A 26,695-nucleotide genomic window follows, 5' to 3' on the forward strand; every position below is an offset into this window, starting at 1 on the left:
TACATGTATGTATCCATTTATCAGTGAAATAATAAGTATTTATACCTTATTCTTACGACAAACCATACCTCTCATTATAAACAAATTAGGGGAGTTTATGCCACCTTTATTGATGTTAATTTTTGATTTTTTCACAAGAGGAGCCTCTAGCGGTCAATCATTTGCGCCGAATTGGCATAATTCATGTGTGAAGCACACGTTTTGCATGCTTTTTTGTCTTCTCTTTTGATAAATACAAAGCCATTTACTCTTCTTAAAAAAGGGGATTTATTCCTTCACAAAATGTTCACTTACGACGAATTGAAACAGAAATCTATAATAAATAGACTAATTTTTGAGAGGTTGATCGAATTGCCAATGACAAAAAAAGAAGATATACAATTTGGTGTCTTGATGTGTTTTTGTATGTTTTCAGTGATGTTCTTTTATAATCTATTTCTAAATGGACGGCTTGGACATATGACATGGTTAGAAGGTGTACTCACCTATGTGATCGGTTTTGCCATCACGTTGTTGATTGAGATGTGTATTGTTGGGCCTTCAGCAAAAAAAGCAGCCAACCGTTTTGCCCCAAAAGGCAAGAAAATCTATTTTATTCTCACTCTTTCTATCTTTATCGTGTTTGGGATGGTGTGTCTCATGTCTTTATGCGGATATGTCGTTCAAAGCATCAGCACAGGATTTCAAACACAATCGATTCTATCTGATTACTTAACGATTTTCGGTCATAATGTCATGTTGGCGTTCCCTTTGCAAATGTTGATTATGGGACCGCTTGTCCGTTTTGTTTTTTTCAAATGGGTGAAATTAAAACAGACAGCAGCGGTTTAGTCGAATGGATATGTTACAGCTGGATATTCTGAATGAGTGAAAAAACCAAAGGTACGGTGAATAAAGTGCCCGCAGACACGAGTACAATGAGTTTTCTGCGGCTGTTTTCTTTTTCTTCCTTCCTTTTTGGAGACTTTGAAAGCTCTGTGGAGACCATAATCCATATGATCATCGTGACGATTCCTAAAATGCCAATAAATGTTGTGTTCATCATGATAACCTCCATTTTGGTTCTTTTCCCAATTTTACCATAGTGATCAGGTGATATGAGATCATATTGGAGAGATTTCACATTTCACACAAAAACAGACCACCTCATATCAGGTGGTCTTTCTTGGTTTCTACATATCTAGCAGTTTCCGTGAGATGACCAGCCGCTGGATTTCTTGTGTACCTTCATAGATTTGAGTGATTTTCGCATCACGCATGTATCGTTCGACTGGGTAATCCTTTGTATAGCCGTATCCGCCGAAGATTTGTACGGCTTCTGTCGTCACCTTCATGGCTGTATCACCGGCAAAGAGCTTGGACATAGCTGATTCTTTCCCATACGGAAGCCCTTTCGTTTCAAGCCATGCTGCCTGATAGGTGAGCAGTCTTGAGGCCTCAATTGCCGTTGCCATATCCGCTAACTTAAAAGCAATGCCTTGCTGCTGAATGATTGGTTTGCCGAATTGTTTGCGCTCCTTTGCATAATTGACTGCTGCATCCAGAGCACCTTGAGCAATACCAACAGCTTGTGCGGCAATACCGTTTCTGCCGCCGTCAAGTGTCATCATCGCTATCTTAAAACCTTCGCCTTCTTGACCAAGCCGGTTCCTTTCGGGTATACGACAGTCTTCAAAGATGATTTCTGTCGTTGGCGATGAGCGGATGCCCAGTTTGCTTTCTTTTTTGCCGATTGAGAAGCCTTGCGTCTCTTTTTCTACAATAAAAGCGGTTGTATTGCGCGATGAAGCATCCTGGTCAGTAACAGCAAACACAATATAATAATCCGCAATGCCTCCATTGGTAATAAAAATCTTCGCCCCGTTCAAGACGTATTCATTCCCTGCTTTTACTGCTGTTGTTTTCATTCCGCCGGCATCTGAACCCGAGCCGCTCTCGGTCAGTGCGTATGCGCCGATCTTCTGTCCTTCTGCAAGCGGCTTTAAATACATCTCCTTTTGCTCATCTGTTCCGAATGTATAGATTGGCCATGAGGCGAGTGATGTGTGAGCAGATAGGGTGACGCCTGTTGAGGCGCACACTCGTGAGAGCTCTTCAACCGCTATGACATAGGCCAAATAATCACTACCAATCCCCCCATTTTCTTCTGGCCAAGGGATTCCCGTTAAACCAAGCTCCGCCATTTGACGAAAAATAGCGGGATCATACGATTCTGTTTCATCTCGCTCTGCTGCTGTTGGCTCCACTTCATTTTTCGCAAAGTCTCTCACCATTTTTTGTATCATTTCGTGTTCGTCACTTAATTGGAACTGCATCATGAGCCACCTCACTTCATATTAGCTGTTTACAAATAACCAGCCTTTGTATTTCACTTGTTCCTTCATAAATCTCACAAATTTTCGCATCACGAAAGTACTGCTCTGCTCGGTATTGCTTCGTGTAACCGGCTAGACCAAGCAAATGGATGACTTCAGTACTAATATCAACCGCTGTTTTAGATGCAAATAACTTCGCCATCGACGCTTCCTTCGTGACAGGGCGATTGGCCTCTTTATAAGAAGCCGCTTGATAGACAAGAAGTTTTGCCGCTTCCAGCTTGGTGCCCAGATCGCCCAACCGAATGGTCGTTTCAAGGCCAGCTGGATGCTGCTTTAAATACGTGACCGCCTCAGCTAATGCGGCTTCTGCAATACCAAGGCTTTGAGCCGCAATGCCAATTCTCCCCGCATTTAAGCTAGACATGGCAATCCGAAAGCCTTCTCCTTCTGCGCCGAGCAGCTGTTTTTTTGGAATTCGAACACCGTCAAAATGAAGTGTGACTGTTTTTGATCCATGCAGGCCCATCTTCTTCTCATCTTTTCCGATCGTAAATCCTGGTGTCCCCTTCTCCACAATGAACGCTGATATATTTTTCTTAGCAGAAGCCGGGTCTGTCACGGCAAATACAAGATAGACTTCCGCTTCACCGCCGCTTGTGATAAAAATTTTCGTTCCATTTAACACATAGTGATCGTCTACCTGCTCTGCTTTCAACTGAATACTAGAGGCATCTGATCCTGCCTTCGGTTCAGTTAGACAAAAGGCGCCCAGCTTCTGCCCGGACGCAAGCTTGGGAACGTAGGATTCTTTTTGTTCAGTCGTTCCAAACGCCAAAATCGGCATCGTCACAACGGATGTATGAACGGATACAATGACACCGATGGTTGCACTTACTTTGGAAAATTCATGAATCGCCATGATATAGGTTGTGAAATCTGCCCCTAATCCGTGATACTTATCTGGGATCGGAATGCCTAAAAAGCCTTGCCGACCCATTTCAGCTAAAAGCGTTTTCGGGAACACGCCCTGTTCCATCGCTTCTATTTCAGGGAATACATGCTGGCGTGCAAATTCTGCTACTCGTTTTCTCCAAAGACGTTGTTTTTCTGTCAGCAACACATCCATCTTGACTCCCCCTATGAGTGGTCGTGGTAAGTGTAAAAACCTCTCTTTGTCTTTTTGCCCAGCCAGCCTGCGTTCACGTATTTTTTCAAAAGAGGACAAGGTCGATATTTGCTATCTCCAAGACCCTCGTGAAGGGTATTCATAATAAATAAACAAGTATCGAGCCCGATGAGGTCGGCGAGACGAAGCGGGCCCATTGGATGGTTCATTCCAAGCGTCATGATGCCGTCAATACTTTCTACATCTGCCACGCCTTCATAAAGGGTATAAATGGCTTCATTGATCATTGGCATTAAAATGCGATTTGACACAAACCCAGGGAAGTCTTCCACTTCAATTGGCGTTTTGTCTAATGTCTTTGCGGTGTCAAAAACAAATTGGTACGTGGCATCATCCGTTTGTAGCGCACGGATTACTTCCACAAGTTTCATCACGGGAACTGGATTCATAAAATGCATGCCAATCACTTTCTCAGGCCGTTTCGTCACGGCTGCTAATTCTGTGATCGACAAGGAAGACGTATTTGTCGCAAATATCGTGTCATCAGGTGCAAATTGATCAAGGGTTCCAAAGATTTGTTTTTTGATCTTCATTTGTTCAGATGCGGCTTCAATCACTAAATGCGTCTGCTGTACATCCTTTAAATCTGTTGAAACAGCCAGTCGCTGTGTAATATCACGGACTGCCTGATGTGCCAGCTTTCCTTTTTCTGCTCGTTTCGTCAGTTGTTTGGTCATAGAGGAAATGGCTCGATGAATCTGCTCCTCTTCCGTATCATGGAGCAGGACGGTATAACCTGACTGTGCAAATACTTGGGCAATACCCGAGCCCATTTGCCCAGCCCCAACGACCATCACGGTTTCTTCTATACTCATGACAATGAACGCCTCCCTTTTAATCCACCTTGATCATGATCGCATCACCTTGACCCCCGCCGCTGCAAATCGCCGCAATGCCGATCCCGCCGCCTCTTTGTCTGAGTGCATGGATCAAGGTCAGTATAATACGTGTTCCGCTTGCTCCAATCGGATGACCAATCGCGACTGCCCCTCCGTTCATATTCATTTTCCGCCGATCCAGTCCAAGAATTTTTTCGCATGCCAATGCAACCGCTGAAAAAGCCTCATTGATTTCAAACAAATCGATATCCTCTACTCGCTTCCCTGTTTTCTTTAACACTTTTTCGATGGCATAGGCTGGTGTTTTCGGAAAATCCTTTGCCTCTACTGCTACTTGCGCATGCCCAAGCACAACTGCCAGAGGTTTTTCACCTTGCTGCATGGCGTATGTGTCTTTCATTAATAGAAGCGCACTTGCACCATCATTGACACCAGGTGCATTACCAGCGGTGATCGTACCTGCCTGATCGAAAACGGGCATCAGTTTTGACAAACGTTCATATGACGTATCACGCCGCGGGGCTTCATCTTCTGAAATCAGCTGATCTCCTTTTTTATTCTTGACGGTAACGGGGATGATCTCATTTTTAAAAAAGCCGCTTTTTTGCGCCTCAATGGCTCGTTCATGACTTCTTAACGCCCAAAGGTCTTGTTCTTCTCGTGTAATGCCAAGCTCTTTCGCCGCCATGCTTCCATACTCACCCATATGAACACCTGTAAACGAACAGGTTAATCCATCTAAAATCATGGCATCTTGTACAGCACCATCTCCCATTTTGTAACCCCATCGTGCTTTTTTCAGAAGATAAGGAGCATGAGACATGGATTCCATGCCGCCTGCCACGATCACCTTGGCATCTCCCGCTCGAATGATTTGATCGGCTGTCGTGACACTGCGCATTCCTGAAGCACAGACTTTGTTGATGGTTTGCGTCGGAACCGACCAAGGGAGATCTGCATGTCTAGCTGCCTGTCTTGAAGGAATTTGACCTTGTCCTCCTTGAAGGACACTGCCCATGATGACTTCATCCACTTCATGAACATTTGAGGCTCTTTCCAGCGCAGCTTTTATCGTCATCCCGCCTAATTCTGCAGCAGTCAAACGACTGAAAGTTCCACCTAGTTTTCCAAATGGTGTTCTCGCTCCAGATACAATGACCGTCGTGCTCATTTCTTCCCCTCCTATTTGTTACCGCTTACATAAATGCTAGACAGCTCTTAAAAATTCGGCATTTATCGGCCGATGGACAGTAGATCCATCGGCCTGACACCTTTATGAAGCCTGCGTTCTCGTTTCGCCAAACACTGACTTTTCAAGAAGTTCTGCGACATCAAATGTGCCGACCTGCTCTTCTACTTCCTTCGCTTTCGTCCCATCCCCAAGCATGGTTAAACAATATGGGCACCCTGAGCTGATGATGGACGGCTGTACCTGTAAGGCCTGCTCCGTCCTCGCTGTGTTAATTCGAGTACCTGTCTCTTCTTCCATCCACATTAAGCCACCGCCGGCACCACAGCACATCCCCGATTCACGATTCCGTTCCATTTCTTTCAGTGTCACACCAGGAATGGCTTTTAAAATATCTCTTGGCGGATCATAGACCTCGTTATATCTGCCTAGGTAGCAAGAATCGTGGAAAGTAATGACTTCGTTCACTTCATGAATAGGCGTTAATTTCCCCTCTTTTACTAGCTCTGCCAGTAATTCTGTATGATGATACACCTCTGCCTCAAGTCCAAAGTCTGGGTATTCGTTTTTAAATAAATTGTAAGCATGCGGATCGATCGTGACGATTTTGGTTACGTCATTTTTTTGAAATTCTTCGATGTTTTTTGCAGCAAGCTCTTGGAACAAAAATTCATTCCCAAGTCTTCTCGGTGTATCACCTGAGTTTTTCTCTTTATTGCCTAGGATGGCAAAAGAAACCCCTGCTTCATTGAGCAGTTTTGCAAAGGCAAGAGCAATCTTTTGGCTCCTATTGTCATATGCACCCATCGATCCAACCCAGAATAAATAGTCGAAGGTCTGATCTGCTTTTTTCAGTTCTTTCACTGTCGGTACGTGCACATCTTCTCTTAGATCACGCCAGTTTTCTCTTTCTTTTCGATTCAATCCCCATGGGTTCCCTTGGCGCTCGATGCTTGTCATCGCACGCTGTGCATCTGCATCCATTTTTCCTTCTGTCAGCACTAAGTATCTGCGCATATCAATGATTTTGTCGACGTGTTCGTTCATGACAGGACACTGATCTTCACAGTTTCGGCATGTCGTGCATGCCCAGATTTCTTCTTCTGTAATGACCTCACCAATGAGAGAAGGATGATACATTGCGCTCGCCGCAGATTCTTCCGCTCCAGCTCCCCTTGCCTGTAATGCCAGCTGATTTCCTGTCGTCTGTTTGAAAGCAAGCTGCGGAACCCACGGTGTCTTTGAAGTAATGGCAGCCCCTTTATTTGTTAAATGATCTCTTAATCGTAAAATCAAATCCATTGGAGACAGCATTTTCCCCGTCCCTGTCGCCGGACACATATTCGTACAGCGCCCACATTCCACACAAGCGTAAAGATCAATCAGCTGAGATTGACGGAAGTCTTCAATTTTCCCAACGCCGAACGTTTCTTGTGTCTCATCTTCAAAATCAATTTTTTGCAGTTTGCCTGGCGGGTCCAACCTACTGACAAATACGTTGACCGGGCCAGCGATGAGATGGGCATGCTTAGACTGCGGGACGTACACTAAGAACGTCAGTAAAATAAGAAGATGCACCCACCATGCGACATAGAACACAATTGTTGCCGCAAGTGGTGACAGCCAGCCCAGCAAGAAAGCAATGCCGGAAGCAATTGGCTCAGTTGCTGATAGTGAGTGCCCATGCCAAATGATGTTCATTCCGTTTCCTAGTATACGGTCAGCATCAATCCGCCAATAAACAAAAGGACAAGCCCTGACTTAAAGCCCCTTTTTAAACGGACTAACTTCTCGACATATCTTCTATGGAACGCCCAAACCACCGCTACTAAAATGAGAAGTGTGACTACCTCTTGGAAGAACGTAAAGACACCGTAAAGCGGACCTAATGGTAGCCCGCTGTCTGGAACAAGTCCCTTCATAATAAAATCAAGGGCTCCGAACTGCACTAAAATAAATCCATAGAAAAACAGCACATGAATGATGCCGCTCTTCTTGTCCTTCAGCAGTTTCTTTTGACCAAACACATTCACCCAAACACGTTCTAAGCGTTTTTTCATGTCTTTCTGAAATTCTTCTTTTTTGCCAAGACGAATATACGCGGCTCGTGTTCGAATGAGATAAATAAACAAATACACAGCGTAAGCGGTCACTGCCGCAAATGCAATCAAGTTAACAATTAAAAGGCTATTCATCTTGCTCCCCCTTTCATTCCCCAAGACCCACTTTGTTCCGTTTCCATGTTGTACCTCTATCATAAATAATGAATGAGTATTCAGTCAATATTTTTTGCCCATTTGGGTACACTATCGTCATATGTAAAAAAGGAGGAACCTTCATGATCGCATGGATCATTCTACTCGTCGTCTTCGTCATTGTTCTACTCGTCAGGCTAGATCTTTATATAGGGAGAAAATATTTTTCTACCCATGCTTTTGAACGGTCTTTTGACCAAACAAGCGGCGATGCAGTTTTTTATCATGATGGCGAACCACTGTTTGATCAGCTGCTTACGGATATACAGCAAGCCTCTTCTTCTATTCATATGATGTTCTTTATTGTAAAGAACGACAAGATTGGGCAAAGGATTCTGCAAGCACTTAAAGCGAAAGCAGAGCAAGGTGTTTCGGTTTTTTTGCTCACTGATCGGTTAGGCTCCTATCCATTTGATCAAACATCCATTCAGATGCTCGAAAAAAGCGGCATTCAATTTTACTTTTTAAACAAACCACGTTTTCCTTTTTTCATTTATCGCTTGAACATGAGAAATCACCGGAAGATCACGGTGATCGATGGGAAGATCGGCTACATTGGCGGGTTTAATATCGGCGATGAATATGTAGGGAAAAACGGCAGGTTTGGCATTTGGAAAGACTATCATCTGCGCATGACAGGACAGGTTGTCGCAGACCTCCAGCATGTGTTTCTGAATGATTTGTACCGGTCATCTGGTATTCACCAGCTGCAATACGAGGTTTTCCCTACACTGGAACCGGGAACATTACAGTGCACTACACGTGCGACGGCAGGTTTTTCTTTAGAAGCCTTATTTCTTCACGATATTCAACAGGCGAAAAAGCAAATCACCATCTGCACGCCCTATTTTATTCCATCCGCTCCTCTTCTAAGCGCCCTTCTTGACGCACGGAAGCGAGGCGTGACTGTCGACATCATCATCCCAATGAAGGCAGATCACCCGCTTGTGAAAGAAGCTGGATTTCATTATTTGAAAGATCTGATTGCTGCTGGATGTCTTGTGTATCGTTTTTATAAAGGGTTTTATCATGCGAAAGCCATTCTCATCGATCATAGCCGCTGTATGATCAGTACAGCGAACTTTGATAAACGAAGTTTGTTTTTCAACGAAGAAGTGGATGTGGCCATTGATGATCCCGCCTTCACCGCACATGTAGAGGAAAAGATTCGTGAACACATGGAAGTGTCAGAACTGATGACTGAAGAAAAATACAAACAACGCCCACTTCTCACGCGTCCAATTGAGTGGATAGGCGCCCTGTTCTCGTATTTTTTATAAAGGAGTTGACCTATGCGTTATCGATTTGGTTATGTATCCAACGCCGTCACTTTATGGGAAGCTTCACCTGCCAAGTCGCTGACCTTTGCAAGATACAGTAAGCTCTCAAAGGAAGAGAGGACAGAGGCTCTATTGCGAACGACGAAAGCCAACCTCGTCAATACATTAAGAACGCTTTATTTTGCGATTGCCCATGATATTCAGCTTTACCGTTTTTCAAGCTCGATTGTCCCGCTCGCCACCCATCCTGAGGTGCGGTGGGACTTTGTGACACCCTTTCGCAAAGAATTTCTAGAGATTGGTCAACTCGTAAAGCGGCACGGATTACGAGTGAGCTTTCACCCCAATCAATTTACTTTGTTCACAAGTCCAAAACCTTCCATTACAGAAAACGCCGTCATTGATATGACCTATCATTATGAAATGCTTGAGGCCATGGAGCTTGAAAAGGAAGGCTATATGAACATTCATGTCGGAGGTGCATATGGCGACAAGGCATCTGCTTTACAGCGTTTTGATGAAAATATAAAGCAGCTTCCTGCACATATCAAGGCGAGAATGACGCTTGAAAATGATGACAAAACCTATACGTCATTAGAAACGCTTGATGTTTGTGAAAAGCATGGCATCCCGTGTGTATTTGATTACCACCATCACATTGCAAACAAAGATGATGATGCGGCACTTGATGACATTTTGCCAAGAGTGTTTGACACGTGGGCAAACACTGGCATACCGCCTAAAATCCACTTATCCTCACCAAAATCAGAAAAGACGATACGAAGCCATGCGGATGGAGTGGAGATGTCCTTTGTATTGCCACTTTTTCAAGCTTTAAAGTCGTATGGTCGTGATGTGGATTTTATGATTGAGGCAAAGAAAAAGGATCAGGCTTTGCTCCGTCTTGTTGAAGAACTGTCAGCGATCAGAGGCAATCGGCGGACGGGCGGAGGCACCATTGAGTGGAAATCGTAGAGAAAGGTTTACCTCTATCACAACGGGGGTAACAAAGCTATTGTGAGAAAGTATTTAACAGGAGGATATGAAGATGTCACAAATCTATTCAATCCGAATTGCTGCGAAAGCATTGAATTTACATAAGCTTATTTCTCTATACGAAAAGTGCCAGCACGCTCAACATCGTTTATATGTATATTCTAAAAAAACAATGTGCAACATTAAGAACATCGTAGAGCTAGAAACCTTTAGGCTTACTCATTTAGAATCAGACTATTTAATCGTGGTAGAAGGAAAAGAGGCACATGACCTTCTTCAGCCGTTTGAAAAAGAGAATGCTTCGTAAAGAAAGGCAGCCTTAGGCTAACAAAGGGATAAAATGAACCTTATTTTATCCCTTTGTCTTCTTTTCAGCGTAGTTGAAAACCTTTGCAGTCTAGGAAGGACGAGTACCGGCGCGGAGCGAATGTCACATTCGTGAGCACCGGCACGCAGGACTGACACCGAATGCGAGGGTTTGTCTACACGCTGAGGCCGCCTTAGGGCTGCTCTTTTTCTTATATCCATGCTTCTGTCAGCCAAACCTCGCGTGACGTTGCATTCATTTTTACTTGTGTACCGATTGGCATCGTGAGCATCGGATGCGTATGGGCACTGTCAAATTCCGCAATGAGCGGCCTTTTTGTATCTCCCAGTACTTCAAGTAAAAGATCGTGCGGCCTTTTGCCCGTTCCTTCATCATCAAACAGCTCATGTTTCCCTAAGAGGATACCAGATACCCGTTCAAACACACCATTTATCTTTAACAGAGAGAAGTTCTTTTCGACGATGGAGGCGGTTTTCATACAATCTTCAATGAGAAGGATATCGCCCTTTTGGATTTGAGGCATGAATTCACTTCCCCATATGCCATACATGGCATTTAGGTTCCCGCCGATCAGTCTGCCTTCTGCCTGCCCTTCAATGACGCACATCCAATCGTTTGGACGTTTTTCTTTTTCTCGTATTTTCTGTTCCCAATTGATCCGTTCGTCCGTCCAAAAGGGTGGTTTTTTCACCTGATATGGGATGGGCTGCGGATGAATGAGAATGTCCTCGAAAGATTGATATGTATGATTGACAAATGGTTCAAACTCTCCAAAAGACGGCACAAGTGCAGGCCCGTAAAAAACAGGCAGACCCGTTTTTTCATAAGCCGCTAAAAGAATCGCCGTCGCATCTGAATAACCAATCATGATTTTCGGATGCTTCTTCAGCAGCTCAAAATCGAGATAAGGCAGCAAACTATTCGAGTTCGTCCCCCCAATCATCGACATGATACAGGACAAATCTTCTCTCGCCATCAGCTCATTCAGCTCAGCTGCTCGTTCTTGAATCGTTCCCGAACGATAGTGATCCTCTTTCCCTGTTAATGATCCTGGTACCACAATGAATCCTTTTTGTTCAAGCCATTCCTTCGCCCGCTCATACCTAAGAGGCGAGGTGGCAGATGCTGGACTTGAGGGAGAATAAATACCTATTTTATCGCCCTTCTGTAACTGCCGAATCCCCTTCATTCCATCAGATCCTTCCTACACGAGTTTTTACTATCCTAGCAAAAAAAGCCCTTTTTCAAAAGGGCCTCGATTTAAAAATAAAGTACACTTCAATTTAACAGCTTAAACAGGCCAAATATGATGACAGTAAAACTGATGACCAGCGTCGCAAATATCTCAATACGAAAAAGAGCCCAGCTTAATAACTGGACTCATTCAATCACTTCTCTTCAATGACCAAACTGCGCTTCATGCAGTCTGCTGTATACACCGCCCATTTGAATTAAATCTTGGTGACGGCCTTGTTCTTCAATGCCTTCCTCTGTCACGACGATGATTCGGTCTGCATGTTTAATTGTCGCAAGGCGGTGAGCAATGACGAGTGTCGTCCGACCGACTGCCAGTTCGCTTAGTGCGTCTTGGATCGCTTTTTCTGTTTCTGTATCAAGCGCTGACGTCGCTTCATCCAAAATAAGAATAGACGGGTTTTTCAAAAACATCCGTGCAATTGACAGGCGTTGTTTTTGACCGCCGGATAGCTTAACGCCGCGTTCACCAATGACCGTATTCAACCCTTCTGGGAACCGCTGAACGAGCTCCTCTAAATGGGCACGTCGCACCGCCTCCCAAATGTCTGCATCATTCGCTTCTAGGTTGCCGTACGCAATATTCTCACGAATGGTACCTGAGAATAAAAAGACATCCTGCTGCACAATGCCAATCTGCTGTCTTAAAGAGGACAAGGTCATCGATTTCGTGCTCACACCATCAATGGTGATGTCTCCTTCGTCCACATCATAAAAACGAGGCAGCAGACTGCAAATGGTCGATTTCCCCGCTCCTGATGGCCCGACAAACGCAACAGTTTCCCCTTGTTTGATCTTTAAGTTGATATCCTTCAATACATGACTGTGCTCATCGTAGCCAAATGTCACGTCTCGATACTCAATTTCACCTTTCAAGCCATAAATATCACGTGCTCCTTCTGTATCCTTCACATCTGGCTCTGTTTCAAGCAAATCGACATAGCTTTTAAAACCGGCAATGCCTTTTGGATACATTTCAATCACCGTGTTGATCTTATCAATTGGTCTGAATAACACATTTGTGATCAAAACAAAGGCGATAAATCCGCCTGCCGTTAATTGACCTTGAAGGACAAACCATGTACCTGCCAGAAGGACAAACAGCGTCACAAGTCTTGTGAGAATATAGCTGATTGATCCGTTAACTGACATAATTTTATAGGAAAGAAGTTTCGCTTTTCGAAAGCGGTTGTTATTTTCAGCAAAACGCTTTTTCTCAAAATGTTCATTTGCAAAGGCTTGAACAAGACGAATACCACCAATATTATTTTCAACCCTTGCATGAAAATCTCCAATGTCATTGTTGAGTTGTGTAATCGCCTGTGTCATTTTTTTATTAAAATGAAGGGCTAACCAGATGATGACTGGCATAATCAAGAAGGTTAAAATGGCAAGCTGCCAGTTAACCATGAGCATGACGGCAAAGGCGCCAAGAATGGTCATAATCGCAATAAACAAATCCTCAGGTCCGTGATGAGCCACCTCACCAATGTACATGAGGTCATTGGTCATTCGAGACATAAGCTTACCCGTTTTGTTGTTATCAAAGAACTTAAATGAGAGACGCTGAAAATGATCAAATAGCTTTTTTCTCATATCGGTCTCAATGTTAATGCCAAGCATGTGTCCCCAATACGACACGATAAATTGCATCACTGAGCTGAGTGCGTAAATGACAAACAGCGCAAGTGCGGTCCAGGCAATGACCGTCCAGTTCCCTGTTGGTAATAATGTATCAATGAAGTAGTTCACGATCAGCGGGAAACCTAGTTCCATGAGTCCGACGGCCACAGCACAAAAGAAATCTAAAAAGAACAGACCACGATAGGGCCTGTAATAGGCAAAAAAGCGTTTTAGCATATGTAAAAGAACCTCACTTCCTCTATAATTGATAATCATTTTCAATTATAGAGGAATCATTATCGAAATACTAGATCAGGAAATGATTTCTTTCCCTGGAAACCCTCACAATACACCTGAAAACAATCGCGCAAACGATTCCTTTAAACGTTCCTTTAAGCCCCTTTTATAAAAATGAACCGGCCCCATTTGCTCACATTCTTTCATATCTTCCTCATAATGAGCCATCAATTGCTCGATCGGTTTCTTTGCCGCTGTAAAGACATTGACCTCAAAATTGAGTTGGAAGCTTCTCATATCAACATTGGCCGTTCCGACAGAGGCAAGCTCTCCATCTGCAATCATGACCTTTTGATGCATGAACCCTTTTTGATAGTGATACACCTTGATGCCCTCTTTCAAAAGCTCAGAAAAATAAGATCGTGTGGCGTATTGCGTGAGAAATCCATCATTAATCTCAGGCACCATCACACGCACATCCACCCCTCTTGTCGCCGCAATTTTTAACGCTGTGCGAATGGATTCATTTGGGACAAAATAAGGCGTCGCAATCCAAACAAATTGCTGTGCATTCGAAATGAGCGCATCGTATAAATCACTCATACTTTCCTTCATATCAGGTCCAGTCGGCACGACCTGAATGACATCTTCTCCTGTCACAGGATGCGGGGTGTGATACTTCGGATCATCAATTAACACTTCATCTGATACATACTCCCAGTCCAGCATAAATATGGAGTGAAGTGTCTGAACGGCTTCACCCTTTAACATCGTATGCGTGTCACGCCAAAAGCCGATGTTTTCATCGCGTCCTACATATTCCTTCCCGACATTGAGCCCGCCAACAAATCCTGTTTCTCCATCAATAATCACGATTTTTCGGTGATTTCGGAAATTGAATTTTTGATTAAAGAATCCGTATTTTAATGGCAGAAAAGGAGCGACCTTTATCCCCGCCTGCTTCAATCGTTTAATATCTTTTCGTGAGAAGCGAATGCTGCCAGCCGCATCATAGATGAAGCGAACCTCTACTCCTTCTTTCACTTTTTCAATCAGGATTTCCATCATCCGGTGACCGAGGAAATCAGATTTGAACATGTAATATTCTATATGGATGAACGTTTTTGCCTTTTTTAATTCTTCAAAAATACGAGGAAAGGTTTCCTCTCCATTCTTTAAAATCTCCATATCACTATTTGTATTTACATGCATACCCGTTGCTTTTTCTGTGTAATGAAAAAAAGCACGCTGATTTTCGGTTAAACGCGTCTCATCCGGCTTACTCTCAAGCTCTGATATTCTGCGTAATTTTTCTCGGTTATACATTCTCTTTGATTTAAACAAATGTCCTTTGACATAAAGCTGCCCCGAGAACAAATAAAACATATAGCCGATGATCGGGAAAAAGATCAGTACATACATCCATAACAGCGTGTGCTGTGATGTCCGGTTCTCTAGCATAAGCGAAATAATACTAAATAAAATGATGGCGATATAACTAGCTGCGTAAAGCTGAAAACCCCACGCTGGAACCGGCCACCAAAACACCACATATGCCCCGAATATCATGAAATATAAAAATAGAAATTCCAGTCTCCTCTTTTTCACATTCTCCGCCCTCATTCTGTCTTTTTCTTTTCCATACCCTTTGCACAGCTCGTCTGAAACGCACGGTCTGCTGCTTTCTTTTAGCTTTTACAGACTGGAGCGTTTTGATCCGATATAATGGAAAATATGTGAAGGAAAGGATGAATGACTTATGCGTACACCATCTGCTTTAAAAAAGGGAAGCCACATTCGGGTAATTGCTCCAAGTCGAAGTGCCAGCATTTTATCAAAAGAAGGAATGGCTCAGGCGAAAAAACGTTTAGAGGCATTAGGGTTCACTGTTTCTTTTGGACAACACGTGTTTGAATGTGATCTGCATTCCTCTTCTTCTATTGAACACCGTTTATCTGATCTACATGAGGCATTCTCAAATGATGAAGTCGACGGCATTTTGACAGCAATCGGCGGCTTTAACTGCAATGAGCTTTTGCCTTATATAGATTATGATTTGATTCGTCAGCACCCAAAAGTTCTTTGCGGCTACAGTGATATTACCGCACTTGCAAACGCCATTACCGCCAAATGTGACATGGTGACGTACTCAGGTCCTCATTTCTCCAGTTTCCAAATGGAACAAGGACAAGAGGAACAGACAGCCATGTTTCAAGCGTGCGTGATGAGCAGCGAGCCATCTGATGTCACCCCTTCTACAAAGTGGAGTGATGATGCGTGGTATCTTGATCAAGCAAATAGGCAGTTTCATCCGACAACATGGGGGATTTATCAGGAAGGAACAGCTGAAGGCACCTTGTATGGCGGAAATCTTTGTACACTGAACTTACTGCAAGGGACACCCTTTATGCCTCGCATCAAGGATGCCATCTTATTTGTAGAAGATGATGACTTGGTCTTTCCTGAAACATTCGCCAGAGACCTTGCCTCGCTTTTGCAGCATGCCGAATCCATTAAAGGGTTAATCATCGGACGTTTTCAAAAGAAATCCAAGATGACAGAGGAACATTTGAGGTTCATCCTAGATAAGCACCCAATGCTTCAACACATTCCAGTGATTTACGATGTCGATATCGGACATACACAGCCGGTCTTCACCTTGCCGATTGGCGGGAGTGCCGAGCTATCCTGCGACGGCGGACAAATACAATGGCGTGTTCATGCATAAATAAAACCTAAAAAGCACCCACATATGAGGGTGCTTTTTCTATGCCATTATTTTTTTAAAAATTTTTTTAGAAAAAGTGATCCAACCTTTCATCCCCTTCGTTAAGTAGATGTAAAAAGAAAAGAGAGGAGGCAAAAACATGTTCTCTGATGTACTTAGCCAATTATTTGATTCTATCTCTAACATTATCAATACACTTGGATAATCCCATTAACGCACACATACTACATGCTTGCCGAAGGGAGGATACAAACTATGTTCTCTGATGTACTTAGCCAATTATTCGATTCTATTTCTAACATCATTAACACACTTGGGTAATTCCTATGACACGCACATACTACATGCTTTCTGAAGGGAGGATACGCTCATGTTCTCTGATGTACTTAGTCAATTATTCGATTCTATTTCTAACATTATTAATACGCTTGGTTAATGTTCAAAACCCGCTATCTCTCGAGAATAGCGGGTTTTTTATATAAAGAAGCCCCGCTCATAAAATAGAGCGGGGCTTTCCTTCATTCCACTACATCTTCTCTGGCGCAGATACGCCGATAAGTTTTAATGCATTCGCAAGCGTGATTTGTGTTGCTTTCATGAGCGATAGACGTGCTGTTGTTTTTGTTTCATTTTCAACATCAATGACCTTTTCGGCATTGTAGAAGCTGTGAAGGGCTGATGCTAGATCATAGATATAGTTTGTAACGCGGTGCGGAATACGTTTTTCTGCTGCTTCTGCTACAACTTCTGGGAAGCTGCCGATGATTTTCAGAAGATCGTATTCTTTATCCGACTGAATGTGAGAGAAATCTGCTTTTTCAAGGTTTGGCTCGTAGCCTTTTTCTTCCCCTTGACGAAGCATGCTGCAAATTCTCGCATGTGCATATTGTGCATAGTACACAGGGTTTTCGTTAGACGTAGAAATCGCTAAGTCTAGGTCAAAGTCCATATGTGTCGCCGCACTTCTCATTGCAAAGAAATAACGAGTGGCGTCTAAGCCTACTTCTTCAATCAAGTCACGCATTGTGACGGCTTTACCTGTACGTTTACTCATCTTCATCTTTTCACCGTTTTTGTAAAGGTGAACGAGTTGAATGATTTCGACCTCCAGTTTGTCCGCTGGATATCCGAGTGCTTGGATCGCCGCTTTCATTCGAGGAATGTAGCCGTGATGGTCGGCCCCCCAAATGTTGATGAGCTGGTCAAAACCTCTGTCTAATTTGTCTTTATGATATGCGATATCTGGAAGCAAGTACGTAAAGCTGCCATCTTTTTTAATCAGGACACGGTCCTTGTCATCACCAAAATCAGTTGAACGTAACCATGTTGCGCCGTCTTCTTCAAAGACATAGCCTTTAGCGCGAAGTGTTTCTAGCGCTGGTTCGATTTTTCCGTTTTCATATAAAGACGTTTCAGAATACCACACATCAAATGGGACACGGAAATTCTCTAGGTCGACACGTAGTTTTTCTAGTTCATATTTTAAACCGTACTCACGGAAAAATTTCATACGCTCTTCTTCTGATTCATGCACGAAACGGTCACCAAATTCATCAGCAAGTTTCTGCCCGATGCCTTTGATGTCTTCTCCTCTGTACCCGTCCTCTGGCATTTCTTTTTCAAGACCGAGCGCCTCAAAGTAGCGTACTTCTACAGATAGAGCAAGATTATTGATCTGATTGCCTGCATCGTTGATATAGTATTCACGGCTCACGTCGAAGCCTGCTTTATCAAGGATGTTGCAAAGAGAATCTCCTACAGCTGCGCCGCGGGCATGTCCAAGGTGAAGGTCACCTGTTGGGTTGGCTGAGACGAATTCGACTTGTACTTTTTGACCGCCGCCTGTATTCGTTTCGCCATAAGCCTCTTTTGCTTCAAGAACAGCTGGAATAAGCTTTGTTAAGTATTGATTGTTCATATAAAAGTTGATGAATCCTGGACCTGCGATATCCAGTTTTTCAATTGACGCTTTGCCTTTGTCAAAAGCATTCACAATGTCCTCGGCGATTTGACGAGGTGCTTTTTTCGCAATGCGTGCAAGCTGCATCGCCATATTGGTGGAATAATCACCGTGAGTTTTGTCTTTTGGCACTTCCAAAAGAACATCCGGCACCTGGCTTTCATCAGCAAGTCCTGCTTTGACGACTGCCGCAATGATTTCTTCTTTTAACGCATCTTTGACCTGTTCTGCGATATTCATGAACGTAAATCCTCCTTATATGAAATCGATAATGTATGTAAATGCTTTTGATCTTCACCTGTCAGCATATCGTACGTAATGTGTAGAAGCCCATTGTCTACATCAAGATCAATACCATGTGTGTGCACATCGAGTTGAAGTGTGCCAAATGGCATCGTGTAATGTGTCACGGTCGTTTCTCCAGTGAGAAAGCGCTGCTTCATTTGAATCGCACCTGATCTCATGACAAAAATTTCTTTTTCACTTATTTTGACAACAGTTTTTACTTGACCCATTTCATGTTCTTCATGGTAAGTGAGATACGTTTTGTCATTCTTCTCTTGATACGTTCCAGTTGTTCGGAATTCGATCGTTTCAGCCGGTTCCGTCTCTGGTTTCATCACTGACTTTACATGAATTGAAATTTGGTTTTGTGTCATTTTGCACTTCCTTTGCTAAGACCCGTTTAACTAAAATAGTATACCATAATCCCGATTGCCTATCATCCCATCATTTCTCATCTTCGTGTGGATGAAACCCCCTTTTTGATCTTCACATGTCTCTTTAGAATAAAAGAAAAATGAAGCTCACCCCTATCACGAGTCCAGTCTTGAGCCCTGCGCTTTTTCGATTGATGAGATAAAACAGTGCTTGGATGCCTGAACTTGCCAAAAATGCCTGAAAGAAATCAAATGGGAGAAGATGCCCTTGCTTATAAACAAACTGCATCAACAGCGCTATGCCAGTGAGATAGAAAAAGCCTCGATCCTGAAACAGATGAACCATCTCATCCTTTGTCTCTTTTTTCGAGGTGAACGTGGGCGTACTCGCTGCAAGCTCTCTTTTCAGCGTAAGAAAGCCTGCCGCTAACACACATAAAGCGAGTAATACCATCAATACAGAAGAAAACACGACCTGCCTCCTTTATCATGTCACCAATGTAAAAAAAGAGCTTGTCCATATGAGATGACAAGCTCCTCTATCAATGTTATTTCACAAATCCAAGCAGCATTTCACGTAAAAGTTTGCTTGCTGTATTCGCCGTTTGATCGGAATGATCATATACAGGCGCTACCTCTACAAGGTCTGCACCGACGACATGCACATCAGAACCAGCAATGGCATGAATAGATGCCAGCAGTTCTTTTGACGTAATACCGCCAGCATCTACCGTTCCTGTACCAGGTGCATGAGCTGGGTCAAGTACATCAATGTCAATCGTCACATACACTGGACGCCCTTTTAGCTTTGGCAATACTTGTTTCAATGGCTCGAGTACTTCAAATTTAGAAATGTGCATGCCTGCTTCTTTTGCCCATTCAAATTCTTCTTTCATCCCAGAACGGATGCCGAAAGAGTATACATTTTCAGGTCCAATAAGTCCTGCAACTTTACGAATCGGTGTCGAATGTGAAAGCGGCTCACCCTCATATTCCTCACGAAGATCTGTATGTGCGTCCATATGGATGATTGCCAAATCAGGGTATTTCTTATACATCGCACGGAAAACCGGCCAAGACACAAGATGCTCGCCGCCCATTCCTAATGGAAACTTCCCTTTTTCTAAAATGCTGTCGACATACTCTTCAATTAAATCTAAGCTTTTCTGTGCATTGCCAAATGGAAGCGGGATGTCGCCAGCATCAAAGAATGGCACCTCGTGCAGTTCACGATCTAAATAAGGACTGTATTCCTCTAATCCAATGGATACTTCACGAATACGGTTCGGGCCAAAACGAGAACCCGGACGGTAACTGACGGTCCAATCCATCGGCATCCCGTATAAAATGACTTTTGCATCTTCCCATGTCGGATGACTTCCAATAAACACTTTTCCTGAGTAAGCCTCGTCGAATCTCATACAAGATTCCTCCTTTTACGCTTCAAAAAATGCGCAAACGGTCATTTGCGCATTTCCACTTCGCTTGATTTATTTGATTAAGTCGCTCACAAATTTCGGCAGAACGAATGCCGCTTTGTGCAATTCTTTTGTGTAATATTTCGTATCGATATCAAAGAAGCGGCTGTCTTCTACAGCAAGTGGATCATACTTCTTAGAACCGATAGTAAATGTCCAAAGACCGCTTGGATATGTTGGGATATTCGCTGTATATAACTTGGTAATCGGGAAAATTTCTTTTACATCACGCTGTACATTTGTAATTAACTCAGGTGTGAACCAAGGGTTGTCCGTCTGTGCAACGAAAATACCGTCTTCTTTGAGTGCTTTTGAGATTCCTGCATAGAAACCTTTAGAGAACAGGTTCACAGCTGGTCCAACTGGCTCAGTTGAGTCAACCATGATCACGTCATATTCGTTGTCGGCTTCCGCAATGTGCATAAAGCCGTCTCCGACTTTCACCTCTACACGAGGATCGTCTAGTTTCCCAGCAATTGAAGGAAGGAACTTCTTCGAGTATTCAATGACCTTGCCATCAATATCAACAAGTGTCGCTTTTTTCACACTTGGATGCTTCAGGATTTCACGAATGACACCACCGTCTCCTCCGCCTACGACAAGAACATTTTCCGGGTTTGGATGAGTGAAAAGAGGAACATGTGCCACCATTTCGTGGTATACAAACTCATCTTTCTCTGATGTCATCACCATACCGTCTAAAAACAGCATATTGCCAAACTCTTCTGTTTCCACCATTTCTAAATGCTGAAAATCTGTTTGTTCTGTGTGAAGGGTTTTGTTCACCTTCAATGTAATGCCAAAATTCTTCGTTTGCTTCTCTGTATACCAAAGTTCGCTCATCGTTCATCTTCCTCTCATCCAATAATAAACAAACATCTATTGTTAGCGCCTTTTATCGGCTATGACTATATCGATTGTCCAAGAAAAAAGTATAGTGGATTCATATCAAATTGTAAAGAACCGCATGAGATAACTTCATTTTTAAAGCACACCCTTGCAGTCGCCTGTTTAAAACGGTTTTCTTTGTCCCATACTGATAAAAAACCGTCAAAATGGGGGCTTTGCATGGACACAATCATGAGTAATAAAAAAATCCGCATGACCGTGAAAACGATTCGGGCCTGTTTTTTTATCGGCTTGCTCGCTTTTCTATTTGCTGGCACAGTCTTTTTGACGATTCTTTTACTAGCTAAGTGGCAAGGCGCTCCCTCTGTTCAAGTTCCCCAATCCACGACCATTTATGCAGCCGATGGGTCTAAACTTGGCGAATCGAGCTTTGGAGAAAAGAGATACTGGGTTCCGTTAAAGGACATGTCCCCTCATATACAGCAGGCAGTGGTCGCGATTGAGGATAAAACCTTTTATCAGCATCACGGCTTTGATGTGAAACGAATGGCAGGTGCTGCGGTGGCAGATATTCGTGCAATGGCAAAAGTACAAGGCGCCAGCACGATCACCCAGCAATACGCACGAAATTTATATTTAGATCATGATAAAACATGGAAGCGGAAGTGGAATGAAGCCTTTTACACCATCCGCTTAGAACAAAACTATACAAAAGATGAGATATTGGAAGGATACTTGAACACCATTTATTATGGCCACGGCGCATACGGTGTGGAAGCGGCATCCCGCCTTTACTTTGGAAAAAAAGCGAAGAATTTAACTTTAGCTGAGTCTGCCTTGCTTGCCGGTATTCCAAAGGGGCCTTCTCTCTACTCCCCTTATGTGAATGAGGAGAAAGCCAGCGCAAGAAAGAATATGATTCTGAGGCAAATGCAAGAGGATGGCATGATCACGAAAAAAGCAGCTGCTGATGCCAGCAAGGAAAAGCTGTCCTATCGCCCGCTCAAACAAAAGCAGCTGCAAGCAAAGCAGGCCCCGTATTTTTATGATGATGTGATTCGCGAACTGAAACAAAGCTTGGGGTTAACAGAGGAACAGATTGAAACCTATGGGCTTCATATCCAAACGACCCTAAATCCAGAATTACAGAAAATCGCAGAAAAGACGTTAAAAAACACGATGGATTCTGAATCAGGTATCCAAATTGGCTTTACCGCCATTCATCCCCAGACAGGTCATGTGCTTGCCCTCATCGGGGGAAGAGATTACGAGAAAAGCCCATTCAATCGTGTCACACAAGCGAAAAGACAGCCCGGTTCAACAATGAAACCGCTTCTCTATTACATGGCCTTACAAAATGGGTTTTCACCAGCAACCGTGATGCGCAGTGAAGAAACTGTTTTTGAACTGGATGATCAAGGAAGCGGCGCCGCTTATTCACCAAGCAACTATCACGGCTATTACGCCAATGACGGTATTACGATGCTTCAGGCTTTGGCTCTATCTGATAACATTTATGCGGTCAAAACCCATCTATTTTTAGGAATGGAACAGCTTGTACGTGCAGGTAAGACGTTCGGGATTCACGAAAAACTAGATCAAGTGCCTTCACTTGCGCTAGGTACTTCACCTGTCAAACCAATCGAAATGACCAATGCTTACGCGATGCTGGTCAATGGAGGAAAACGTGTCAAGCCAACCTTTATTACGAAAGTAACGGACGCAAAGGGCAACGTACTCTTTGAGGAGAAACAAAAACGAGAGCAAGTACTAGATGAAAAAGCAGCATTTGTCACCACTGACATGATGTCAGGGATGTTCAATCATCAATTAAATGGCTATACAAGTGTCACAGGTCGTACCATTTCAAAAGATCTTACCAGAACGTATGGAGGGAAATCGGGGACGACAGGCGCTGACAGCTGGATGATCGGCTTCTCTCCCCAGCTCGTCACAGGTGTGTGGACTGGCTATGATAAAGGACGCACCATTGACTCGGTCAAAGAAACCGCTTATGCGAAAAAGATATGGGCTTCCTTTATGGAATCAGCCCTCTCGAATCAGCCAGCCTCCTCCTTCATGCCGCCAGACGGTGTAAAAGGCGTATATATCAATCCAAAAACCGGTGATCTCGCAGGCCCAGGATGCGAATCAAAGGTATTTACCTATTTTATAGAAGGAACGGAGCCGACCGGTGTCTGCTATGGTGCCGAGAAGAAAGCTTCTGAGCAAGACAAAGCTCAAGATCAACAGCCTAAGAAATGGTGGAAAAAGTGGCTGAAACGTTAAAAATGGACATGAAAAACCCCGAGATCTGCATCTCGGGATTCTCCATGTCCTAGCTTTAACACCAGTTTACTGAAAAAACGCTTGGAATTGGTATCCATTCATCATTCTTCACAAAAATTTCACAATTACTCAGGAACAGCCAATCCTTCTTTTAATTCATCTGTGGATGCTTCCCATAACGCTTCATTGTGACTCTTCAAGAAATCAGCGAGCACCTTTTTCGAACCATCATCCATATGACTGACAACGATTTTACGCTTCATGGATTTATCCATTAAATTTACATGCTCAGGAAGTGACTTATATCCTCTGCGGATCGAGCGGTCAACTGTCATTTCACAAGCTGTGACTCCTGCATAATATGGCCCCTCTTCTCTGCGGTCAATCGTCACCCATACGAGCCAATACGGTTTTCCGTTAGGTACCTCTTCTTTGGTTTTTAAAAATTTAATTCCTTTTTCGACGGCACTTCTTGCATGCATCGCACCAATATCAATGACGGCTTCCTTTTCCTCCACATCAATGATCACCGGCGAGATATTATCAAGGCTGAGAGCACCTGCACCAAAGCCTCCATGTCCATCAGTTGCATCTGTTTTTTTAATGATATTAAAACCAATTGGTTTCTTCTTTTTACCTTCCATTCATTAAACCTCCTAAAGCAGCGGCTTCAAAATAAGATTAAACCAGTATATGATTTGATCCCGCATTCCGATCAATGGAACAAAAACAAACTGGCCTAGCGGTGTGATGACGAAGATGAGGAAAATGATGATTCCATACTGTTCGAACTGCGTCATCTTCGCACGGATGCCGGGACTGACAACATCCTCAATAATACGATATCCATCCAGCGGCGGGATCGGTAACAAGTTAAATAGGAACAAAATCACGTTCAAGTTAATAAAGATTTGGAAGAAATAATCGATCCCCGGCTCAAAGCGCATGAGCGACTCCCCGCCAAATTTCTGAAGAAGCGCATACACACAAAAGCCCAAAAATGCCAAAACCAAATTGCTTAAAGGTCCTGCGATCGACACACATATCCCTGCGAGACGTGGGTTTTTGAAATGGTACCGATTCACAGGTACAGGCCTCGCCCAGCCAAACCCAGCCACAAAGATCAAGATCGTCCCGAAAATATCAAGGTGCTTCAATGGATTGAGCGTCAGTCTGCCTTGATTTTTAGCTGTCGGATCTCCAAAACGATACGCAACATATGCATGCGCCAGCTCGTGCATCGTAAAAGCCACAACAAGCGTAATGGCGACATATGGAATCAGTTCTAATGGATAAACAAGAAATTGGTCCAAAGGCATGAATCCCTCTTTCTTTCTATACAATGATTTACTTCATTCAGTATACTATAAGAAGTCCCTTAAACTAAAGGGAAGCGTAGCACTACAGGAAAAAGGAGGTTGCCATCATGCCGATTATCACCGTTCAAATGCTTGAAGGAAGAACAGATGAGCAGAAAAGAGCTCTTGTGGAGAAAGTCACAGATGCCGTTGTTGAAACAACAGGCGCAGGTGCAGAGAAAGTCTCTGTCATTATTGAAGAGATGAAAAAAGAACATTATGCTGTAGCAGGAAAGCGAATGAGCGACCTGTAAGCATATAAAAAGGACAAACACTTTTTCGGTGTTTGTCCTTTTTTCTCTTACCTTATCTGTACCAAGCTTTATTACGGTTCACTTGATTTTTATGAGCCGCATCGAAGAAATCGACAGTGTAAGAATAATCATAATTCATTAAGCAGACAATGCCGCTTCCTTGAGGGTCGTGCGGTAAGCCAAAGTTATGGCCGTATTCATGCGTAGCCGCTTTTGCTGTATTCGCTGTTCCTTGGTCAAGGTTAACGGCGAATGCACTTCCGCTTGGTGCACTATTGTAGACATAAGCGATTCCGCCAGCATCAAAGTTTGGATTTGCTGTAAATCCTGTGACAAAATCGTATCCTCTGCCATCAAAGCTGCGCTGAAGGTTAGACAAAATTTGTGATGCATTTGATCCTGAAGACGTCCAAGACCCTACGGCTTGTACGACAAAGTCCACATCATGATCACGGTTAAATGTTACATCCGCTTGCTCAATGATGCTGACAATGCGTGTCTGCCAATCACTATATTTCGCACGATACTGCGCATCAGCTACTGCATAGACGGTCACTTTCTGACTGCCTGTACTAGCTTTTGTTGAAATCGAATCTCCTGTATTTGCTTTAAAGGTTCTAGACCCTACCTGTTTACCAGACTCATCTAAAATCTTTGTTGTCACATCTCTTTCAATAGAAGGTGCCTTCGTCAAATCTTTAAAATCGTTTGCCTTTGGCAACCCTTCACTAATATGTGTTTCAAACGGCGCATGACCATGATCATGCCCATGACCTGCACTTGCAACTGGTGCTGAAGCTGAACTTACCCCCGGTAACAAACTACCTACCAATAAAAATGACAAAAAGACTGAACGCTTTTTCATTCCTATCCCTCCTTTGTTTTTCACAAGGTTATATATTCACTGAAAATTCACCATTTTCCTTCTATTCAGTCAAAAACAGGGAATTGGATATACAGGAGGAAAGTCGAAACATGTCATTTTCACTAATTTTTCGGATATTTTGACAAACATTTTATTCAAAAATAGCGCTTTCGATCCGGGTCTTACAAAACAAAAAAAGCCCAAAAATTGGGCTTTTGCAAAGTTAGTTCATTTCCTTCAACTGATCAATATACGCAAGGGCTGCCTCAAATTCTTCGTCCGTATAGCGCTGCTTGCTTTTAATGGTGAAGACCTTTTCCTTTACCTCATCTTTTGGCAGATCATCAAAGTATAAAATCGTTGAGACAAGCTCTAGAAAACGAGACGATTGCTCATTCATCTGCTGCGTCAGCACTTTGAGGTCAGGCATGTCCACTTCACACTGATCGAGAAACTCTTTCCCATTGTCCGTCAGCGAATAGCGATATTGAAAGTATCCGCCCTTTTTTTCCTTCATTTCGTCCAAGAATCCAAGGTTGCACAGCTCTTCAATTCTGAGCGTCAACTCCTCTGAATAAGGGCCATAAAAATGAAAATCGTATTTCTCGTAAAAAGGCAAATCTAGCTTTTTTGCTATGTAAATCATTTTTTGCAACTTCTTCCGTCCAACGATTTCCCCAGATTCAGAGAACACCTTCATCAACTTTGCATGCTCTTTCAACAAATTCCCGACATCTCCTTTTTCAGTAC

At 43.3% G+C, this 26,695-nt stretch carries 24 protein-coding genes and 1 pseudogene; 7 read left to right on the forward strand and 18 right to left on the reverse strand.

Annotated features, from left to right (window positions below; translation table 11 throughout):
- The first annotated feature begins 357 nt into the window (after positions 1 to 357).
- A complete protein-coding gene (locus MHI20_RS11260) occupies positions 358 to 831 on the forward strand; it encodes a DUF2798 domain-containing protein (protein ID WP_370539276.1) in 474 nt (157 codons plus the stop codon).
- A 13-nt stretch (positions 832 to 844) separates the two neighbouring features.
- Here MHI20_RS11260 and MHI20_RS11265 read toward each other — a convergent pair whose 3' ends face one another.
- The 6 genes and pseudogenes from MHI20_RS11265 to MHI20_RS11290 form a co-directional block, all read right to left on the reverse strand.
- Positions 845 to 1,042 (reverse strand): hypothetical protein, encoded by a 198-nt coding sequence (locus tag MHI20_RS11265; RefSeq protein WP_034647437.1) that lies wholly within the window; start codon positions 1,040 to 1,042, stop codon positions 845 to 847.
- Positions 1,043 to 1,172: 130 nt separating this feature from the next.
- A complete protein-coding gene (locus MHI20_RS11270; RefSeq protein ID WP_340938341.1) occupies positions 1,173 to 2,315 on the reverse strand; it encodes an acyl-CoA dehydrogenase in 1,143 nt (380 codons plus the stop codon).
- A gap of 16 nt (positions 2,316 to 2,331) precedes the next feature.
- On the reverse strand, positions 2,332 to 3,444 hold the full coding sequence (locus tag MHI20_RS11275) for an acyl-CoA dehydrogenase family protein (protein ID WP_340938345.1): 1,113 nt from the start codon (positions 3,442 to 3,444) through the stop codon (positions 2,332 to 2,334).
- An 11-nt stretch (positions 3,445 to 3,455) separates the two neighbouring features.
- On the reverse strand, positions 3,456 to 4,319 hold the full coding sequence (locus MHI20_RS11280) for a 3-hydroxybutyryl-CoA dehydrogenase (RefSeq protein ID WP_203143783.1): 864 nt from the start codon (positions 4,317 to 4,319) through the stop codon (positions 3,456 to 3,458).
- 19 nt (positions 4,320 to 4,338) lie between these two features.
- Positions 4,339 to 5,514 carry an acetyl-CoA C-acetyltransferase gene (locus tag MHI20_RS11285; protein ID WP_340938349.1) on the reverse strand — a complete coding sequence of 392 codons (1,176 nt, stop codon included), beginning with the start codon at positions 5,512 to 5,514 and terminating at the stop codon, positions 4,339 to 4,341.
- Between the two features lie 102 nt (positions 5,515 to 5,616).
- A pseudogene (locus MHI20_RS11290) lies at positions 5,617 to 7,727 on the reverse strand ((Fe-S)-binding protein).
- Between the two features lie 143 nt (positions 7,728 to 7,870).
- Here MHI20_RS11290 and cls (MHI20_RS11295) point away from each other — a divergent pair.
- The 3 genes from cls (MHI20_RS11295) (at position 7,871) to MHI20_RS11305 (ending at position 10,370) form a co-directional block, all read left to right on the forward strand.
- Positions 7,871 to 9,067: a cardiolipin synthase gene (cls, locus tag MHI20_RS11295; protein WP_019743242.1), complete on the forward strand. Its 1,197-nt coding sequence runs from the start codon at positions 7,871 to 7,873 to the stop codon at positions 9,065 to 9,067.
- A gap of 12 nt (positions 9,068 to 9,079) precedes the next feature.
- Entirely contained in the window at positions 9,080 to 10,042 is a 963-nt protein-coding gene (uvsE, locus tag MHI20_RS11300; protein ID WP_340938352.1) for a UV DNA damage repair endonuclease UvsE, read from the forward strand.
- 73 nt (positions 10,043 to 10,115) lie between these two features.
- Complete coding sequence (locus MHI20_RS11305) at positions 10,116 to 10,370, forward strand: general stress protein (protein WP_159145195.1); 255 nt, start codon at positions 10,116 to 10,118, stop codon at positions 10,368 to 10,370.
- A 211-nt stretch (positions 10,371 to 10,581) separates the two neighbouring features.
- Here MHI20_RS11305 and MHI20_RS11310 read toward each other — a convergent pair whose 3' ends face one another.
- From MHI20_RS11310 to cls (MHI20_RS11320), 3 genes are all read right to left on the reverse strand, one after another.
- Complete coding sequence (locus tag MHI20_RS11310; protein WP_340938355.1) at positions 10,582 to 11,580, reverse strand: S66 family peptidase; 999 nt, start codon at positions 11,578 to 11,580, stop codon at positions 10,582 to 10,584.
- A 209-nt stretch (positions 11,581 to 11,789) separates the two neighbouring features.
- A complete protein-coding gene (locus MHI20_RS11315; protein WP_340938358.1) occupies positions 11,790 to 13,505 on the reverse strand; it encodes an ABC transporter ATP-binding protein in 1,716 nt (571 codons plus the stop codon).
- 105 nt (positions 13,506 to 13,610) lie between these two features.
- Positions 13,611 to 15,113, reverse strand: a complete 1,503-nt coding sequence (gene cls, locus MHI20_RS11320) for a cardiolipin synthase (protein ID WP_226650560.1) — start codon at positions 15,111 to 15,113, stop codon at positions 13,611 to 13,613.
- A 151-nt stretch (positions 15,114 to 15,264) separates the two neighbouring features.
- Between cls (MHI20_RS11320) and MHI20_RS11325 the strand changes: the two genes are divergently transcribed.
- The gene (locus MHI20_RS11325) at positions 15,265 to 16,233 is read left to right on the forward strand and encodes a S66 family peptidase (RefSeq protein WP_173408367.1); all 969 of its coding nucleotides are present in this window, start codon (positions 15,265 to 15,267) and stop codon (positions 16,231 to 16,233) included.
- 526 nt (positions 16,234 to 16,759) lie between these two features.
- On the opposite strand, the gene argS is transcribed toward MHI20_RS11325, so the two are convergent.
- From argS to speE, 5 genes are all read right to left on the reverse strand, one after another.
- Positions 16,760 to 18,433: an arginine--tRNA ligase gene (argS, locus tag MHI20_RS11330; RefSeq protein ID WP_008343507.1), complete on the reverse strand. Its 1,674-nt coding sequence runs from the start codon at positions 18,431 to 18,433 to the stop codon at positions 16,760 to 16,762.
- Positions 18,430 to 18,852: a DUF1934 domain-containing protein gene (locus tag MHI20_RS11335; RefSeq protein WP_008343509.1), complete on the reverse strand. Its 423-nt coding sequence runs from the start codon at positions 18,850 to 18,852 to the stop codon at positions 18,430 to 18,432. Before MHI20_RS11335 ends, argS begins: the two co-directional genes overlap by 4 nt.
- 124 nt (positions 18,853 to 18,976) lie before the next feature.
- On the reverse strand, positions 18,977 to 19,324 hold the full coding sequence (locus tag MHI20_RS11340; RefSeq protein ID WP_039165250.1) for a hypothetical protein: 348 nt from the start codon (positions 19,322 to 19,324) through the stop codon (positions 18,977 to 18,979).
- 76 nt (positions 19,325 to 19,400) lie between these two features.
- The gene (speB, locus tag MHI20_RS11345; RefSeq protein WP_017360073.1) at positions 19,401 to 20,273 is read right to left on the reverse strand and encodes an agmatinase; all 873 of its coding nucleotides are present in this window, start codon (positions 20,271 to 20,273) and stop codon (positions 19,401 to 19,403) included.
- Positions 20,274 to 20,342: 69 nt separating this feature from the next.
- Positions 20,343 to 21,173 (reverse strand): spermidine synthase, encoded by an 831-nt coding sequence (speE, locus tag MHI20_RS11350; RefSeq protein WP_017360074.1) that lies wholly within the window; start codon positions 21,171 to 21,173, stop codon positions 20,343 to 20,345.
- A gap of 225 nt (positions 21,174 to 21,398) precedes the next feature.
- Between speE and MHI20_RS11355 the strand changes: the two genes are divergently transcribed.
- Positions 21,399 to 23,468, forward strand: a complete 2,070-nt coding sequence (locus tag MHI20_RS11355) for a transglycosylase domain-containing protein (protein WP_340938373.1) — start codon at positions 21,399 to 21,401, stop codon at positions 23,466 to 23,468.
- 125 nt (positions 23,469 to 23,593) lie between these two features.
- Here MHI20_RS11355 and MHI20_RS11360 read toward each other — a convergent pair whose 3' ends face one another.
- Entirely contained in the window at positions 23,594 to 24,112 is a 519-nt protein-coding gene (locus MHI20_RS11360) for a YwhD family protein (RefSeq protein ID WP_007497712.1), read from the reverse strand.
- A 12-nt stretch (positions 24,113 to 24,124) separates the two neighbouring features.
- Positions 24,125 to 24,787 (reverse strand): site-2 protease family protein, encoded by a 663-nt coding sequence (locus MHI20_RS11365; protein WP_047945771.1) that lies wholly within the window; start codon positions 24,785 to 24,787, stop codon positions 24,125 to 24,127.
- 107 nt (positions 24,788 to 24,894) lie between these two features.
- Between MHI20_RS11365 and MHI20_RS11370 the strand changes: the two genes are divergently transcribed.
- Entirely contained in the window at positions 24,895 to 25,080 is a 186-nt protein-coding gene (locus MHI20_RS11370; protein WP_008343530.1) for a 2-hydroxymuconate tautomerase, read from the forward strand.
- A 52-nt stretch (positions 25,081 to 25,132) separates the two neighbouring features.
- Here the strand turns inward: MHI20_RS11370 and MHI20_RS11375 are convergent, their stop codons facing one another.
- A complete protein-coding gene (locus tag MHI20_RS11375; RefSeq protein ID WP_340938382.1) occupies positions 25,133 to 25,945 on the reverse strand; it encodes a zinc-dependent metalloprotease in 813 nt (270 codons plus the stop codon).
- A 223-nt stretch (positions 25,946 to 26,168) separates the two neighbouring features.
- Positions 26,169 to 26,669: a YwgA family protein gene (locus MHI20_RS11380; protein WP_039165227.1), complete on the reverse strand. Its 501-nt coding sequence runs from the start codon at positions 26,667 to 26,669 to the stop codon at positions 26,169 to 26,171.
- Between the last annotated feature and the right edge of the window lie 26 nt (positions 26,670 to 26,695).

It is taken from the genome of Bacillus sp. FSL K6-1106 (assembly GCF_038005245.1).
Classification (GTDB): domain Bacteria; phylum Bacillota; class Bacilli; order Bacillales; family Bacillaceae; genus Bacillus; species Bacillus altitudinis.

Coding starts and splice junctions, on each gene's coding strand:
- MHI20_RS11305 (WP_159145195.1), top strand. CDS start 10,116: ATGTCACAAATCTATTCAATCCGAATTGCTGCGAAAGCATTGAATTTA.
- cls (WP_019743242.1), top strand. CDS start 7,871: ATGATCGCATGGATCATTCTACTCGTCGTCTTCGTCATTGTTCTACTC.
- MHI20_RS11355 (WP_340938373.1), top strand. CDS start 21,399: ATGGACACAATCATGAGTAATAAAAAAATCCGCATGACCGTGAAAACG.
- MHI20_RS11375 (WP_340938382.1), bottom strand. CDS start 25,945: ATGAAAAAGCGTTCAGTCTTTTTGTCATTTTTATTGGTAGGTAGTTTG.
- speB (WP_017360073.1), bottom strand. CDS start 20,273: ATGAGATTCGACGAGGCTTACTCAGGAAAAGTGTTTATTGGAAGTCAT.
- uvsE (WP_340938352.1), top strand. CDS start 9,080: ATGCGTTATCGATTTGGTTATGTATCCAACGCCGTCACTTTATGGGAA.
- MHI20_RS11310 (WP_340938355.1), bottom strand. CDS start 11,580: ATGAAGGGGATTCGGCAGTTACAGAAGGGCGATAAAATAGGTATTTAT.
- MHI20_RS11325 (WP_173408367.1), top strand. CDS start 15,265: ATGCGTACACCATCTGCTTTAAAAAAGGGAAGCCACATTCGGGTAATT.
- MHI20_RS11275 (WP_340938345.1), bottom strand. CDS start 3,444: ATGGATGTGTTGCTGACAGAAAAACAACGTCTTTGGAGAAAACGAGTA.
- MHI20_RS11265 (WP_034647437.1), bottom strand. CDS start 1,042: ATGAACACAACATTTATTGGCATTTTAGGAATCGTCACGATGATCATA.
- MHI20_RS11365 (WP_047945771.1), bottom strand. CDS start 24,787: ATGCCTTTGGACCAATTTCTTGTTTATCCATTAGAACTGATTCCATAT.
- MHI20_RS11270 (WP_340938341.1), bottom strand. CDS start 2,315: ATGCAGTTCCAATTAAGTGACGAACACGAAATGATACAAAAAATGGTG.
- argS (WP_008343507.1), bottom strand. CDS start 18,433: ATGAATATCGCAGAACAGGTCAAAGATGCGTTAAAAGAAGAAATCATT.
- MHI20_RS11285 (WP_340938349.1), bottom strand. CDS start 5,514: ATGAGCACGACGGTCATTGTATCTGGAGCGAGAACACCATTTGGAAAA.
- speE (WP_017360074.1), bottom strand. CDS start 21,173: ATGAGCGAACTTTGGTATACAGAGAAGCAAACGAAGAATTTTGGCATT.
- MHI20_RS11280 (WP_203143783.1), bottom strand. CDS start 4,319: ATGAGTATAGAAGAAACCGTGATGGTCGTTGGGGCTGGGCAAATGGGC.
- MHI20_RS11370 (WP_008343530.1), top strand. CDS start 24,895: ATGCCGATTATCACCGTTCAAATGCTTGAAGGAAGAACAGATGAGCAG.
- MHI20_RS11260 (WP_370539276.1), top strand. CDS start 358: ATGACAAAAAAAGAAGATATACAATTTGGTGTCTTGATGTGTTTTTGT.
- MHI20_RS11360 (WP_007497712.1), bottom strand. CDS start 24,112: ATGGAAGGTAAAAAGAAGAAACCAATTGGTTTTAATATCATTAAAAAA.
- MHI20_RS11335 (WP_008343509.1), bottom strand. CDS start 18,852: ATGACACAAAACCAAATTTCAATTCATGTAAAGTCAGTGATGAAACCA.
- MHI20_RS11315 (WP_340938358.1), bottom strand. CDS start 13,505: ATGCTAAAACGCTTTTTTGCCTATTACAGGCCCTATCGTGGTCTGTTC.